Source organism: Microbacterium meiriae (genome assembly GCF_040686935.1).
GTDB lineage: Bacteria > Actinomycetota > Actinomycetes > Actinomycetales > Microbacteriaceae > Microbacterium > Microbacterium meiriae.
This window is the reverse complement of sequence record NZ_JBFBMF010000001.1, coordinates 120,857-135,108: the sequence shown is the minus strand read 5'-3', so window position 1 is coordinate 135,108 and position 14,252 is coordinate 120,857. Positions and strand designations below refer to the sequence as shown.

Annotated in this window: 14 protein-coding genes and 1 tRNA gene; 14 read left to right on the top strand and 1 reads right to left on the bottom strand. The window is 72.2% G+C overall.

Features of this window, described 5'->3' with window-relative positions; genetic code table 11:
• The first annotated feature begins 71 nt into the window (after positions 1-71).
• The 11 genes from AB0P08_RS00655 to AB0P08_RS00605 all read left to right on the top strand — a co-directional run bounded on the left by AB0P08_RS00655 (position 72) and on the right by AB0P08_RS00605 (position 10,898).
• Positions 72-479 (top strand): GntR family transcriptional regulator, encoded by a 408-nt coding sequence (locus AB0P08_RS00655; RefSeq protein ID WP_363587467.1) that lies wholly within the window; start codon positions 72-74, stop codon positions 477-479.
• Positions 466-1,521: a DUF1648 domain-containing protein gene (locus AB0P08_RS00650; RefSeq protein ID WP_363587465.1), complete on the top strand. Its 1,056-nt coding sequence runs from the start codon at positions 466-468 to the stop codon at positions 1,519-1,521. The genes AB0P08_RS00655 and AB0P08_RS00650 overlap by 14 nt, the downstream gene beginning before the upstream one ends.
• Positions 1,518-2,486 (top strand): CPBP family intramembrane glutamic endopeptidase, encoded by a 969-nt coding sequence (locus tag AB0P08_RS00645; RefSeq protein ID WP_363587463.1) that lies wholly within the window; start codon positions 1,518-1,520, stop codon positions 2,484-2,486. The genes AB0P08_RS00650 and AB0P08_RS00645 overlap by 4 nt, the downstream gene beginning before the upstream one ends.
• Positions 2,487-2,490: 4 nt before the next feature.
• On the top strand, positions 2,491-3,150 hold the full coding sequence (locus tag AB0P08_RS00640) for an O-methyltransferase (protein WP_336501141.1): 660 nt from the start codon (positions 2,491-2,493) through the stop codon (positions 3,148-3,150).
• A 112-nt stretch (positions 3,151-3,262) separates the two neighbouring features.
• The gene (gene eno, locus AB0P08_RS00635) at positions 3,263-4,543 is read left to right on the top strand and encodes a phosphopyruvate hydratase (protein ID WP_363587461.1); all 1,281 of its coding nucleotides are present in this window, start codon (positions 3,263-3,265) and stop codon (positions 4,541-4,543) included.
• A 182-nt stretch (positions 4,544-4,725) separates the two neighbouring features.
• Positions 4,726-5,154, top strand: a complete 429-nt coding sequence (locus AB0P08_RS00630; RefSeq protein ID WP_259952142.1) for an FtsB family cell division protein — start codon at positions 4,726-4,728, stop codon at positions 5,152-5,154.
• Positions 5,155-5,202: 48 nt separating this feature from the next.
• Positions 5,203-5,745: a DUF501 domain-containing protein gene (locus AB0P08_RS00625; RefSeq protein ID WP_187663580.1), complete on the top strand. Its 543-nt coding sequence runs from the start codon at positions 5,203-5,205 to the stop codon at positions 5,743-5,745.
• On the top strand, positions 5,742-7,061 hold the full coding sequence (locus AB0P08_RS00620) for a S8 family serine peptidase (RefSeq protein ID WP_363587459.1): 1,320 nt from the start codon (positions 5,742-5,744) through the stop codon (positions 7,059-7,061). Before AB0P08_RS00625 ends, AB0P08_RS00620 begins: the two co-directional genes overlap by 4 nt.
• Before the next feature lie 25 nt (positions 7,062-7,086).
• Positions 7,087-8,598, top strand: a complete 1,512-nt coding sequence (locus tag AB0P08_RS00615) for an NAD(P)/FAD-dependent oxidoreductase (RefSeq protein ID WP_259952145.1) — start codon at positions 7,087-7,089, stop codon at positions 8,596-8,598.
• A 163-nt stretch (positions 8,599-8,761) separates the two neighbouring features.
• On the top strand, positions 8,762-9,844 hold the full coding sequence (locus AB0P08_RS00610) for a hypothetical protein (RefSeq protein WP_363587456.1): 1,083 nt from the start codon (positions 8,762-8,764) through the stop codon (positions 9,842-9,844).
• Positions 9,845-10,043: 199 nt separating this feature from the next.
• A complete protein-coding gene (locus tag AB0P08_RS00605; RefSeq protein ID WP_363587454.1) occupies positions 10,044-10,898 on the top strand; it encodes a cation-transporting ATPase in 855 nt (284 codons plus the stop codon).
• Between the two features lie 4 nt (positions 10,899-10,902).
• Here AB0P08_RS00605 and AB0P08_RS00600 read toward each other — a convergent pair.
• Positions 10,903-10,975, bottom strand: a tRNA-Leu gene (locus AB0P08_RS00600).
• Between the two features lie 64 nt (positions 10,976-11,039).
• Here AB0P08_RS00600 and AB0P08_RS00595 point away from each other — a divergent pair.
• The 3 genes from AB0P08_RS00595 (at position 11,040) to AB0P08_RS00585 (ending at position 14,249) form a co-directional block, all read left to right on the top strand.
• Positions 11,040-12,284: an alanine racemase gene (locus tag AB0P08_RS00595; RefSeq protein WP_187663585.1), complete on the top strand. Its 1,245-nt coding sequence runs from the start codon at positions 11,040-11,042 to the stop codon at positions 12,282-12,284.
• Positions 12,281-13,594, top strand: coding sequence for an FAD-linked oxidoreductase, L-gulonolactone oxidase family (locus AB0P08_RS00590; protein WP_363587452.1), 1,314 nt, complete (start codon positions 12,281-12,283; stop codon positions 13,592-13,594). The genes AB0P08_RS00595 and AB0P08_RS00590 overlap by 4 nt, the downstream gene beginning before the upstream one ends.
• 88 nt (positions 13,595-13,682) lie before the next feature.
• A complete protein-coding gene (locus AB0P08_RS00585) occupies positions 13,683-14,249 on the top strand; it encodes a LemA family protein (RefSeq protein ID WP_136051621.1) in 567 nt (188 codons plus the stop codon).
• Positions 14,250-14,252 lie beyond the last annotated feature (3 nt).

Below are 14,252 nucleotides of genomic sequence, written 5' to 3'. Positions count from 1 at the left end.
GCGACGAAGACGACTGGAGGGTTGGCACAGTTGTTCTAGTTCACATAGAATAACTAGAGAAGGGAGGCGCCATGCTCATCCGCGTCGATGTCGACAGTCCGCACGCGCTCTACGACCAGGTGGCCGCTTCGGTGCGCGCGGACATCCTCTCCGGCGCCCTCGCGCCCGGCGATCGTCTGCCGGCCGCCCGCGACGTGGCGGCCGCGCTCGACATCAACCAGCACACCGTCCTGCACGCCTACCAGCGCCTGCGCGACGAGGGCCTGGTCGACCTCCGGCGGGGCAGGGGCGCCGTGATCGCCGCCTCCGCCGCGCCCCTCGCCGAGCTCTCGCACGAGATCGACGGGCTGATCCGACGGGCCGCCACCCTGGGGGTCTCCGCCGACACTCTCGCCGGAATCGTCCGCACGCACCGCGCAGAAGCTGAACCGCCCACCCCCGCCGCGACTCCCCAGGAGGCCCCCGATGACGACGCCTGACCCCACTCGCACCCCTCCGGCCCCCCTGCGCCGCGCGCGACGGGCCTTCGTCCTCGTGGCGTCGGTCCTCCCCGTGCTCATCGTCGCGATCTCCGCTCTCGTGCTGACGAGCTGGCTCCCGTCGTTCCCCGCCGGCGTCGCGATCCACTGGGGCGTCGACGGGGCGGACGGGTTCGGCCCGGCAACCACCTACCTCTGGGTGCTGCTCGGGGTCGGTCTCGGCATCCCGGTGCTCCTGACCATCACGACGCTCGTCGCCGTCGGGGCGCACTGGGGCGCCACCGCCCGGCTGCTCGGGGCGACCGCAGCCGGCATGTCGGCGTTCGCGGCCGTGATCTGCCTGGGTTCCCTCGCGATCCAGCGCGACCTGCCGCCCGCCGGTGACGTCCCTGGCATCGCGGGGGTGATGGGGCTGGCCTTCGCGGCCCTCCTCGGCGTGGGCGCGATGGCGTGGTTCGTGCAGCCGCGCGTCCGTGCGATCCCCGGCGCCGCCCTCACGCCGCGACACGACGTGCGGGTCGGCGAGGGGGAGCGCGTCGTGTGGGTGGGGACGACGACCATGCCCACCGGTGCTCTCGTCTTCCTGCTGCTCGTGCTGCTCGGGCTCGTGGCGCTCGCCGTGATCATGGTCGTCACCCGAACCCCGATGGCCTGGGTCTCGGCCCTGGTGGCGCTCGTCGTCGGATTCGCGCTGGCGGCGACCACGTCGTTCCGGGTGCGTGTCACGCCGGACGGCATCGACGCCCGCGCCGTGAGTGGGTGGCCTCGCACGACCATCCCGGTGGCGGAGATCGTCTCGGTCCGGGCCGTGCGCATCTCGCCCTTCGGAGAGTTCGGCGGCTGGGGCTGGCGTCTCGCCCCGGACGGCCGCAGCGGGATCGTGATGCGGCAGGGTCCGGCGATCGAGGTGCATCGCCGCGACCACGGTCCCTTCGTCATCACGATCGACGGCGCGGAGGAGGCGGCAGCGCTCCTGCAGACGTACGTGGACCGGTCTGCGGGGTCTGCAGTCTCCGGGGAGACGGAGAGGACGGAGCGATGACCACCACGACACCGACGCGCGTCCCGTGGCGCGCCGTCCTCATCTTCACCCTCACGGCCTGCGGGCTCGCCGCTCTCGTCTGCCTGCCCCTCTGGCTCGGCGACGGACTCGCCGAGCCCTTCGCGGGGGCGATCCTTCCCGTGATGATGTTCACCCCGGCGGCCGCGGTGCTCGTCGTCATGCTCACTACGGGCGTACCGGAGAAGGGCGTCCGCGCGCGCTTCCTCGGGCTGTGGCCGCTGCGGCCCGCGAAGCGCGTCGTCGGGCTGCTGGTCGCGGCCTGGCTCGTGCCGCCGGTGCTCGTCGCCCTCGGCATCCTCCTCGCGGCCGTGCTCGGGTGGGTGCGGCTCGACCTCACCTTCTCGGCCTTCGCGGATCAGCTCGCCCAGGCTCTTCCCCCGGGGACGCCGGTGCCGCCGGTCGGCGTGGTCGTGTTCGCGCAGCTCGCGGCGATCCCCGTCGGCGCCCTCGTGAACAGCGTGCTCGCCTTCGGGGAGGAGCTCGGGTGGCGCGGCTGGCTGCTCCCGGCGCTTCGTCCGCTCGGCACCTGGCCGGCGCTCCTGCTCACCGGAGCGATCTGGGGGCTGTGGCACAGCCCCGTCATCCTGCTCGGCTACAACTTCGGCCGGACGGACGTCACCGGCGTGCTGTTCATGATCGGCGGCTGCGTGGCGTGGGGGGTGCTGTTCGGCTGGCTCCGGCTGCGCTCCGGCTCACTGTGGCCGGCGGTCGTCGCGCATGGATCCCTCAACGCCGCCGCGGGCATGATCATGATCGTCGCCGCCGTGCAGCCCGACCTCGCCCTGGCCGGGCCGCTCGGCGTGGCGGGCTGGATCGTCGCCGCCGTCGTGGCCCTCGTCCTGGCGCTCACCGGGCAGTTCCGCCGTCAGCCGGAGCTCGCCGCGCCGCGGACCCCTCCGGCCCCGCCGACGCTTGACGGCCGACCGGCGCCGGGGGTTGGCTGAGCACATGGAATCCACTCCCGCCGCCTGGGCCCGCGCCGACACCTTCCTCGCCGACACGCTCGTGGGCACGGACCCGGCGCTGGAGGCGACGCTCGAGGCGCAGCGGGCCGCGGGGCTCCCCGAGATCGAGGTCGCCCCGGTCGCGGGAAAGCTGCTGAACCTCCTCGTGAGGATGAGCGGTGCGCGCCGCGTGCTGGAGATCGGCACCCTCGGCGGCTACTCGACGATCTGGATGGCGCGAGCGGTCGGACCGGAGGGGCTGGTGGTGACGATCGAGGCGGAGGCCGACAACGCCGCCGTCGCCCGCGCGAGCATCGATGCCGCCGGGGTGGGGGATCGGGTCGACATCCGGATCGGGCGCGGAGCCGACGTGCTCCCGACCCTCACCGGAGCCTTCGACCTGGTCTTCATCGACGCCGACAAGGAGTCGAACACCGTCTACCTGGACTGGGCCGCGAAGCTCGGTCACCCCGGCACCGTGGTCGTGCTCGACAACATCGGCCGCGACGGCGAGATCGTCCGTGACGACTCGACCGACTCCAAGGTCAACGGCACCCGTGCGGGCCTGCGGATGCTGGGGGAAGACCCGCGCTTCGACGCCACGGCGCTGCAGACGGTCGGGATCAAGGGGTGGGACGGCATCGCGCTCGCCCTCGTCGTGTGACTCCGGCGCATCGCCCCGCCTCGTCTCCGGGAGCCGTCCGATGCCGGGGATAGACTGGGCGCGGATCGACGACGCTCCACACACCCTTCCATCCTGAACAAGGAGCACATCAGTGGCACTGATCGAGGCTGTAGGCGCACGCGAGATTCTCGACTCGCGCGGAAACCCGACCGTCGAGGTGGAGGTGCTCCTCGACGACGGCATCGTGCAGCGCGCGGCCGTCCCCTCCGGCGCCTCGACCGGCGCCTTCGAGGCATACGAGCTGCGCGACGGCGACAAGAGCCGCTACTCGGGCAAGGGCGTGCTCAAGGCCGTCGAGGCCGTCATCGACGAGCTCGGCCCGGCCATCGAGGGCGTGGAGGCGAGCGAGCAGCGCATCGTCGACGAGATCCTCATCGAGGTCGACGGCACGGACAACAAGAAGCGCGTCGGCGCCAACGCCATCCTCGGCGTGAGCCTCGCCGTGGCCAAGGCGGCCGCCGACTCCGCCGACCTGCCGCTGTTCCGCTACCTCGGCGGTCCCAACGCGCACGTGCTGCCCGTGCCGCTGTTCAACGTCATCAACGGCGCAGAGCACGCCGACAACGGCATCGACATGCAGGAGTTCTTCCTCGCGCCCATCGGCGCGGAGACCTACTCCGAGTCGCTGCGCTGGGGCGTGGAGACCTACCACGTGCTGCGTGCCGAGCTGAAGGCCGCGGGCTACGCGACCGGTCTCGGCGACGAGGGCGGCTTCGCCCCCGACCTGCCCAGCAACCGCGAGGGCCTCGACTTCCTCGTCAAGGCGATCGAGAAGGCGGGCTTCACCCCCGGCACCGACATCGCGCTCGGCCTCGACGTCGCTGCCACCGAGTTCTTCACCGACGGCGTCTACCGTCTCGACAACAAGGACTGGGACGCCGAGGCGCTCACCGAGTACTACGTCGGTCTCGTCAACGACTTCCCGATCGTCACGATCGAGGACGCCCTCGCGGAGGACGACTGGGACAACTGGAAGCACCTCACCGACGCCCTGGGCTCGAAGGTGCAGCTCGTCGGCGACGACCTGTTCGTCACGAACCCGCAGCGTCTGGCCGACGGCATCACGCGCGGCGTCGCCAACTCGCTCCTGGTGAAGGTCAACCAGATCGGCACGCTCACCGAGACGTTCGACGCGGTCAGCCTCGCGCAGCGCTCGGGCTACACCGCCATGCTCTCGCACCGTTCGGGTGAGACCGAGGACACGACGATCGCCGACCTCGTGGTCGCGACGAACGCCGGCCAGATCAAGGCGGGCGCCCCGGCGCGCAGCGAGCGCGTCGCGAAGTACAACCAGCTGCTGCGCATCGAGGAGGAGCTGGGCGACGCGGCGGTCTTCGCCGGCCGCTCGGCCTTCCCGCGCTACCAGGCCTGAGCGCCCGAGACAGCGACGCCGCTTCCGCGGCACGACCGCGCCGCCCGGAAGGCGGCAGAGACGAAGGAGGAGCCGTGGCACGACGACCGGCTCCTCCTTCGCCGTCTCCCGGGGCGGCCCCTGCCCGCCCCACATCGTCCAGGTCGCGACGGCCCCGCGACGCGGCCACGACCGCGCCACGCGTGGACGTGCGCGAGTGGGCATCCGGCATCCGGCTGTCCGCGTTCTCGGTGATCATGCTGTCCCTCGTCGTGCTGGGCGCCTGGGTGCTCGTCCCCACCCTCGGGACCTTCATCGACCAGCGGCAGAAGATCGCCGCGCTGGAGCAGTCCGTGCAGGTGAGCGAAGACGAGATCGCGGCGCTGACCGCGGAGCGGGAGCGGTGGGACGACCCCGCGTACATCACGACGCAGGCCCGTGAGCGGCTCTACTACGTCAAGCCGGGCGAGGTCGTGTACCTCATCGACAACGACCTCGATCCTTCCGCCCTCCCGCGGGAGCAGGAGCCGGTGAGCGACACGCTCGAGGAGAAGCCGGCCGACTGGATGCCGCAGCTGCTGCGCACCCTCGTCTCCGCGGGACTGAGCGACACCGCCGCCACCGCCGGCTGAGGGTCCGGCTCCGAGCATCCTCCCGGACGGCTCCCCTACGCTGGTGGGGTGACCACTCCGCCGTTCCCCGCGCCCACTTCCGCCGAGCTCGCCGTCGTGTCGACCCAGCTCGGGCGGCCCGCCCGCGGAGTCGTCGGCATCGCGGCCCGTTGCCGGTGCGGCAACCCGACGGTGGTGGCCACCACTCCGCGCCTGCCGGACGGCACGCCGTTCCCCACCTTCTACTACCTGACGCACCCGGCCGCGACGGCGGCGATGTCCACGCTCGAGGCGAACCAGGTCATGCCCGAGCTGGCGGGGCTGCTCGCCGAGGATGAGACCGTGGCCGCGGCCTATCAGGCGGCGCACGAGGCCTATCTCGCGGACCGGGCGCAGTTCGGCGAGGTGCCCGAGATCGACGGGATCTCTGCCGGAGGCATGCCCACGCGGGTGAAGTGCCTGCACGCTCTCGCCGGGCACGCCCTGGCGGCGGGTGCCGGTGTGAACCCGATCGGCGACGCCGCGCTCGCCCGCAGCTCCTGGTCTCCCGAGGTGTGCCGCTGCGAGGAGCCCGGCGCCGCCCTCCGCGACGATCCGGCACGCTCGGCATGACGCGGCGGCGGGTGCTGCGCGGCGCCGTCGCCCTCGTGGCGGTGGCGGCATCCGTCCTGCTCCTCGGGTCGACCGCCACGCCGACCCCCACGCCGCCGCCGGTCGCCGACGACCCCGCCGACCCGATCCGCGCGGCGGAGTACTGGCTGGACGGCGCCGGCATCAGGGAGGCCTGGCAGACCACGCGCGGCGAGGGCGTGACCATCGCCGTCATCGACACGGGCATCGGCAAGGTGCCGCAGGTCTTCGGCGAGGCGGTCGTCGGCGGCACCGACGTGTCCGGAGCCGGCACCCCCGACGGCCGCACGCCCCTCGGTGCGGTGGACGGCAACCACGGATCCTGGGTCGCGTCGCTCGCGGCCGGGCGAGGCAAGCCCGACGGCACCGGGATGATCGGCGTCGCCCCGGAGGCGGACCTGCTCTCGGTCTCGGTCGGCTTCGGCGCCGCGGCGGCCGTGCCGTTCACCGAGCAGGTGGCCAAGGGCATCCGATGGGCGGTCGATCACGGCGCCGACATCATCAACCTGTCGTTCACGACGAACACCCTCGACTGGGACGAGAGCTGGGACGACGCGTTCCTCTACGCCTTCGCGCACGATGTCGTGGTCGTCGTCGCGGCCGGCAACCGGGGGAGCGGCACGAACATCATCGGCGCTCCCGCCACGATCCCCGGCGTGCTCACGGTCGGCGGTGTCGACCAGACCGGAACGGCCAGCATCGAGGCCTCGACCCAGGGCATCACCATCGGCATCTCGGCGCCGAGCGAGGGCCTGCTCGGCGTGTCCGCGGACGGCGAGGTCGTCTCCTGGAGCGGGACCAGCGGCGCGGCCCCCATCGTGGCCGGTGTCGCCGCACTCATCCGCTCGGCGCATCCCGACATCTCGGCCAACGACGTCATCAACCGCATCATCAAGACGGCGATGCCGGTGGCCGACGCGCAGAAACCTCGGGACCCGCTGTACGGTTTCGGGCTCGTGGACGCGGACGCGGCGATCTCGGCGAACATCCCGACCGTCAGCGAGAATCCGATGGGCGACCTGGCCGAATGGGTGCGGCTGTTCCGCCGCGCGGACAGCGCGCCGACCCCCGAGCCCACCCTCGCCCCCGTGGACATCCCGCCGCTGCCGGATGCGGATGCACCGACCGAGCCCGGTTCACCGCTGCTTCCCAGCGCCGATTCCCTGCGCTACGGTACCCTGCCGCTCATCGCCCTCACGGTCCCTGGTATCCTGGTAGCGCTTGGCGTCACCGCAGCTGCCCGGCGCATCCGATCGGCGCGCGTTCCCGTACGCCACCATCCCGACTCCGAGGAGTAGTTCTTCTGTGCCTCAGAACAGCACTGTGCCCAAGATCCTGATCGTCGGCGGAGGGTACGCGGGTTTCTACACCGCGTGGAAGCTCGAGAAGCACCTGCGCAAGGGTGAGGCCGACGTGACCATGGTCGACCCGCTGCCGTACATGACGTACCAGCCGTTCCTCCCCGAGGTCGCCGCCGGATCGATCGAGGCCCGGCATTCGGTCGTCGCGCACCGCCGTCACCTGAAGCGCACGCACGTGCTCACCGCCAAGGTCACGAACATCAACCACGCGCAGAAGGTGGCCACCATCACGCCGCCCGTCGGCGAGCCGTACGAGTTCGCGTACGACCAGATCGTCGTCACCGCGGGCGCCGTCTCGCGCACGTTCCCGATCCCGGGCATCGCCGACAACGCCATCGGGCTCAAGACGATCGAAGAGGCCGTCGCGATCCGCGACAAGGTCATGTCGAACTTCGACAAGGCCGCCTCCCTCCCGGCCGGCCCCGAGCGCGACCGCCTGCTGACCGTCGTCGTCGTCGGCGGTGGCTTCGCGGGTATCGAGGTCTTCGCGGAGCTCCGCTCGCTCGCCTCCTCGCTGGTGAGCAAGTACCCGCAGCTGAGCTTCGAGGACACGCACTTCCACCTCATCGAAGCCATGGGGCGCATCATGCCCGAGGTCTCGCTGAAGACGAGCGAGTGGGTTCTCAAGGACCTCGCCAAGCGCGGCGCGAACGTCCACCTCGACACACAGGTCACCGGTGCCATCGACGGCAACGTCGAACTCTCGACCGGCGAGGTCATCCCGACGGACGTCATCGTCTGGACCGCCGGTGTCATGGCCAACCCGACCGTCGTGCGCGGCGGCGATCTGCCGGTGGAGGAGCGCGGTCGCATCCAGACCCGTGCCGACCTCCGCGTCGGTACGCCCGAGGCGTTCGTCGAGGGCGCCTGGGCCGCCGGTGATGTCTCGGCCGTCCCCGACCTCTCGGGTGGCGGCGTGGGCGGCTTCTGCGTCCCGAACGCCCAGCACGCCGTGCGTCAGGCGAAGCTCCTGGCCAAGAACGTCGTCGCCGTGCTCCGCGGCGAGAGCCCCAAGGAGTACTTCCACAAGAACCTCGGCGCTGTCGCGGGCCTCGGTCTGTACAACGGCGTCTTCCAGTCCGGCAAGATCGCGCTCAAGGGCTTCATCGCCTGGCTCGCGCACCGCGGCTACCACGGCCTCGCGATGCCGACGTGGGAGCGCAAGTGGCGCGTGCTCTGGGGCTGGTGGAACAACCTGTGGCTGGGCCGCGACCTCGTGAACCTGCAGACGGTGCAGAACCCTCGCTACGTCTTCGAGGAGTTCGCCGCCCGCCCGCGTCCCGCCGCACCCGCGGACACTGCTCCGGCGTCTGGTGCCCCGGCGGCGAAGGCTCCGGCCGCCGAGAAGCCGGCCGCTGCCCCCGCGGCGGAGACGCCTGCAGAGATCAAGAAGCCGGCCGCCAAGCGGCCCGCAGCCAAGAAAGCTCCGGCCTCGTCGTCGAAGGACTCCGCGGAGACCGCTGCGGCGAAGTGACCACCTTGTTCTGAGGAGAAGGCCCTGAGCGCGTGAGCGCCGGGGCCTTCTTCCGTTCGCGGCGCGGCGAGAGTTGGCGACGTAACATCTCACATTGTACGCTCGCAGGGTGCTCGGGAAGGGCGTGTGCACGCACCCCCGGACGACGCTGGGAGGAGGTCCGGTGAGCGCGCACGGGGGAGAGTCGCCGACCGTCAGTGTGTCGATCCGGACGGCGGCGGGCGACGAGGAGCGGGCGGAGCGGCTCGCGGAACAGCTCGACGGCGCGCTCGTCCGCATCAGCCGCACGAACACGGAGGCGGGTGTCGGCGCCGAGGCCGGGGCGTGGCAGCCGTGGACACGACGAGCCACCCACCATCTGGTACTCGACGCCGCGGTGCGCCCGCACCCGCGTCTCATCGCGCAGGTGCACGAGGCGATCGCCGGACGGCCCGGGGCGGCCCTGAGACTCTTCACCCCCGGAGACGGCTACGCCTCGCACGCCCTCCGGGTGGCGGCGTTCTCCGGCCGCCCGTGGCTCATGCCGCCCGGACCCGACCCGTCGGCGGTCGCCGTGGTGCTCCCGCTCCCCGAGGCCGCGGAGTTCGCGCGTTCCCTCCAGGTCGGCGAGGTCGCCCCTGCGGGAGTGCTGCTGCATCGGTTCGCGAGGGAACGGGGCCTCGCTCTGCTCGCCAGTACCGCCGATCTCGTGCAGCCCGACCGGCCGGGGACGCACGCTCCGGGCACCGCCTTCCTTCCCGCCGCGGTCGCTCCCGCGGACTGGTGGCAGCGCGAGACGGTCCTCGCGCCGCCCTCGATCCCGGTGGTGCATCTGCGGGATGGAGAGCCGCTCTCCTACGAGGCCGTGCCGGGCGCGGCGGACAGCTGGCGCCTTCGCGCGCGGCGAGACGTTCCGACGCCGCATGCCCGCCGATTCGCACGCATGATGCACGACCGCCTTCTCGGCACGGAAGTCGCTCGCAGCCACCTGCGCGCGGCCGCCGTGCTCCTCGGGGTGGCGGGAGTGCTGCGCGACCAGCTCGTCCTGGCATCGGATCGGGGGCGGCCGTCCGACGGCTTCGGCGCGGCGGTGGCACGGGAGGCGGCGGCGACCCTCGCCCTCGGGACGCTGCCGGAGGCGGTACCGGCCGCGGGGCGACCGGATGGCGCTGCGGAGCTCCGCGACGCGTTCCAGACGCTGTATGAGGAGATGACCGGGATCCTCGGCGGCTCCCTCCCCGTGCCGGAGCATGGAGCCGATCCATAGGCCGCCTCGCTAGCGTGTCGAAGGCAAGGGGAGTACTCCCGTCTGCAGCGACGTCGTCATGACGGGCATGTCATCGTGCCCCGGCCCGCTGGCCCGCGAGGGTGGAGGAGACCTTGGCACCCGAATCGCGGGCTGCCCGGAACCCTTGTCGTCGCCCGACGTCGCGGAGAACGGCGGCCCGTCCCACGAAGGGACCCCCATGTCGAAGCTCTCCCGCCTGATCCGCCTCGCCACCGATGCCATCGACGCGAAGGGCGGAAGCCCCGGTGCGCGTGCCGGCGACGGCACTCGCCCCTCGACGGACTGGAGCGGGATGATCCGGGGCGCGGTGGACGCCGTCCGAGCCCAGGACCCCCAGCCGCAGCGCCCGACCACGCCTCCTGCCGCCTCCTCGGCTGCGGACGCCCGTCCCGGCGGCGCACGAGCGTCCACCTCGGGCACGTACGCCCCACCGCCGGCCCCCGGTGCCGCCGGCGGGCGCGACGTCGCCGCGGCGGACCGTGCGGCCATCGCCCGGTACGACTACCTCCTGCAGACGGCCGACCCCCACCGGATCGAGCAGATCCATCGCGAGGCCTTCACGCGCCTCACGCCGACGCAGCGGGAGCACGTCGAGGCCCGCATGCGGGCCGAGCTCCCCACGGAAGAGCGGCCGCGCTCGTCCTCCCCTGACGACCTCGCCCGCGCGGCCGGACGGGCCGAGGCGATGCGACCGGGCCGTCTGCGCGGACTCCTCTCCCGTGTCCGCGGCGGCGGTGCGGGCGGGGCCGCGGTCGCTGCGGGCGGCGCGGCGGTCGGCATGCTGGGCGTCGTGGCCGGCGGCGCCGTCGTGAGCACCGTGGCCGCACCGCTCCTGGAGCAGGCGGCGGGGCTCGGCGTGGACTTCGAGGCCCTGGCCTCCGGCCTCGACCTCGATGCTCTGGCCGGCGGCGCCGACGAGATCCTCGGCTCGGCCGGCGAGGCCGTGTCGGGGCTCGGCGAGGCGGCGACCGGTTGGGGGGAGCGGCTCGGTGATCTCGGCATCCCCGGGATCGGCGACATCCTCGGACGGTGACGGGTGCCCCCGCTGGGACTCGAACCCAGACTGAAGCGATTTTAAGTCGCCTGCCTCTGCCATTGGGCTACGGGGGCTGCGCGGCCAGCCTATCGTCGGCGGGGTCGTGACCCGGCGGGGCTCAGGCCATAGGGTGGGGGAGTGCTCGACCTCACCGACGAACTGAGCCCCGTCCCGGGCGGCCCCGCGGTCGCCCCCGAATGGGAGGACCCGGGCCGCTACTGGCCGCGCTTGTCGGCGGCGACCGGGCATCTTCCGGCGCCGGTCGCGGTGATCGATCGCGAGGCCCTCCGCTACAACGCGATGGACCTGCTCGTCCGTGCGGGCGGTCTGCCGATCCGGGTGGCGTCGAAGTCGGTGCGGGTGCGTGCGGTCCTCGATGCCGTGCTGCGCCTCCCGGGTTTCCGCGGCATCCTCGCGTTCACGCTGGAGGAGGCCCTCTGGCTCGCGGAGACGCACGACGACATCGTGCTGGGCTACCCGACGGTCGACCGGGCCGCCCTCGAACGGCTCTGCGCCGACGAACAGGCGGCGCAGCGCATCACTCTCATGATCGACGACCCGGTGCACCTCGATCTCGTCGACAGCGTTGCGGCTCCTTCGGCGCGGCCCGAGCTCCGGGTGGCGATCGACGTCGACGCGTCCTGGCGATCGGCGCTGCTCGGACACATCGGCGTCCGCCGCTCGGCCCTCTTCTCGGCCGGTGAGGTCGCGGCGTTCGCTCGGAAGGTCGCGGCGCGCCCCGGCTTCCGTCTCGTGGGGCTGCAGATGTACGACGCGCAGATCGCGGGACAGGGCGACGCCGGCCCCGACGGGCCGCTCATCCGTCGAGTCCAGGCCCGGTCGCGTGACGAGCTGCGGGAGCGGCGGGCGGCGATCGTCTCCGCGGTCGGCGCGGTGACGCCCCTCGAGTTCCTCAACGGCGGGGGGACGGGCTCCCTCGAGTTCAGCGGCAGCGACGAGTCCCTCACCGAGGCCAGCGCGGGCAGCGGCCTGCTCGGGGGACACCTGTTCGACGGGTACCGGTCCTTCCGGCCCGCACCGGCCGCCGCGTTCGCCTTCGACGTCGTGCGCCGTCCCGCGGTGGACATCGCCACCGTGCTGGGCGGCGGCTGGATCGCCTCCGGTCCCGCGGTCGCCTCGCGGCAGCCGCGCCCGGTGTGGCCGGCGAACCTCCGCACGCTTCCGCGGGAGGCGGCCGGAGAGGTGCAGACGCCGGTGCAGGGGCCGACCGCCGCCACCCTGGGCGTCGGCGATCGCGTCTGGTTCCGTCACGCCAAGAGCGGCGAACCGGCAGAGCGCATCGCCGCCTACCACCTCGTCTCCGGCGACGAGGTCGTCGACGAGCTGCCGACGTATCGCGGCGAGGGGAAGGCGTTCCTGTGACGAGGATCGGCGGCACCTGGCAGAACTGGGGCCGATCGGCGTCCGTCCGCCCGGTCCGGGTCGAGCGCCCGCGCAGCCCCGAAGGCGTGCAGCGCGCCGTGCGGGCAGCGGCGCGGCAGGGGCTGACGATCAAAGCGGTCGGCGCCGGTCACAGCTTCACCGGGATCGCCGTCGCGCCCGGTGTGCTCCTCGAACTCGACGATCTCCAGGGCCTCGTCTCGGCGGACGTCGCGAGCGGACACGTCACGCTCCTCGCCGGCACGCGGCTGCATCGCATCCCCGGGCTGCTCGCGCGCTACGGTCTCGCGATGGAGAACCTCGGCGATATCGACCGGCAATCCATCGCGGGCGCGATATCCACGGGCACGCACGGGACCGGCGCCGGCTTCGGTGGTCTCGCCACGCAGGTGGTGGGGGTGACCCTCATCACCGCAGACGGGGAGTTCCTCCGCATCGATGAGGCGCACAGTCCCGAGCTGCTGCCGGCGGTCGCCCTGGGGCTGGGTGCGCTCGGCATCATCGTCGAGGTGACGCTGCAGTGCGTGCCGACGTTCGTGATGCATGCGATCGACGAGCCGGTGCCCCTGGACGAGGTGCTCTCCACGATCGACGAGCGCGTCGCCGCGGCCGACCACTTCGAGTTCTACTGGTTCCCGCACACCGACGTGGCACTGACCAAGCGGCAATCGCGGCTGCCTGAGTCGACGCGGAGAAAGCCTCTGCCGATCGTGGGCCGGTGGGTGGACGAAACCCTTCTCGCCAACGGCGTGTACCGCGTCGTCTGCGCGGCGGGACAGGCCGTCCCGGCGATCACGCCGCCGTTCAACCGGCTCGCCGTGTGGCTCACCGGGGACCGCGAGTACACCGACCTGTCGAACCGCGTGCTCACCCAGAGTCGGACAGTGCGGTTCCGCGAGATGGAGTACGCGCTGCCGGCCGCCGAGGTCGTGCCGGCGTTCCGCGCCCTCCAGGAGCTCATCGCACAGCGCGGCTGGCGCATCGAATTCCCCGTGGAGGTGCGGTTCGCGGCGGCGGACGACCGCTGGCTCTCGACGGCGCACGACCGCGCGACCGCGTACATCGCGGTGCACCGGTACTGGCGGGCGGACCCGACCGTCTACTTCGGCGCGGTGGAGGAGATCATGCTGGCGCACGGCGGCCGCCCGCACTGGGGCAAGCTGCACACGCTGACGCACGAGACCCTGCGTGACCGGTATCCGCGCTTCGACGACTTCGTGGCAGTGCGCGACCGCCTCGATCCGGAGCGCCGGTTCACGAACCGGTACCTGGAGCGCGTTCTGGGCAGCTGATGCGCGGGCCGGCGAGCTGCCGAGTCCCCAGTCCACGTGCAGGCACCGCGTCTAGGATGAGAGAAACACGGGAAAGGGTGGGGCACTGATGGAATGGCTCGTGCCGGTACTGATCGTCGTCGGGGTGATCCTGCTCGTCGGCGTCTATCTCTGGGCGACGTACAACTCGCTGGTGCAGCTGAACGTCCGCGTGGACGAAGCCTGGAGCGGCATCACGGTCCAGCTCAAGCGCCGTGCCGACCTCATCCCGAATCTCATCGAGACGGTCAAGGGCTATGCCTCGCACGAGAAGGCGGTGTTCGAGAACGTCACCCGCGCCCGTGCCGAGACCCTCTCCGCCGGCAGCCCCGGGGAGGCGGGGATCGCCGAAGGGCACCTGCAGCAGGCGCTGCGCAGCCTCTTCGCCGTGGCCGAGGCCTACCCGCAGCTCCAGGCGAGCCAGAACTTCCTGCAGGTGCAGCAGGCCCTCGTCGACACCGAGGACAAGATCCAGGCCGCGCGGCGCTTCTACAACGGCGGGGTGAGGGAGCTGAACACGAAGATCAAGGTGTTCCCCAACAACCTCTTCGCCAAGGGGCTCGGCTTCACGGAGCGCGAGTTCTTCGAGGTCGCCGACAGCGGCGCCATCTCCGAGCCGCCGCGCGTGCAGTTCTGATCC

Bases quoted from the DNA above. Each gene is read 5' to 3' on its own strand.
- AB0P08_RS00650 (WP_363587465.1), top strand. From the start codon at position 466: ATGACGACGCCTGACCCCACTCGCACCCCTCCGGCCCCCCTGCGCCGC.
- AB0P08_RS00640 (WP_336501141.1), top strand. From the start codon at position 2,491: ATGGAATCCACTCCCGCCGCCTGGGCCCGCGCCGACACCTTCCTCGCC.
- AB0P08_RS00605 (WP_363587454.1), top strand. From the start codon at position 10,044: ATGTCGAAGCTCTCCCGCCTGATCCGCCTCGCCACCGATGCCATCGAC.
- AB0P08_RS00620 (WP_363587459.1), top strand. From the start codon at position 5,742: ATGACGCGGCGGCGGGTGCTGCGCGGCGCCGTCGCCCTCGTGGCGGTG.
- AB0P08_RS00585 (WP_136051621.1), top strand. From the start codon at position 13,683: ATGGAATGGCTCGTGCCGGTACTGATCGTCGTCGGGGTGATCCTGCTC.
- AB0P08_RS00655 (WP_363587467.1), top strand. From the start codon at position 72: ATGCTCATCCGCGTCGATGTCGACAGTCCGCACGCGCTCTACGACCAG.
- AB0P08_RS00645 (WP_363587463.1), top strand. From the start codon at position 1,518: ATGACCACCACGACACCGACGCGCGTCCCGTGGCGCGCCGTCCTCATC.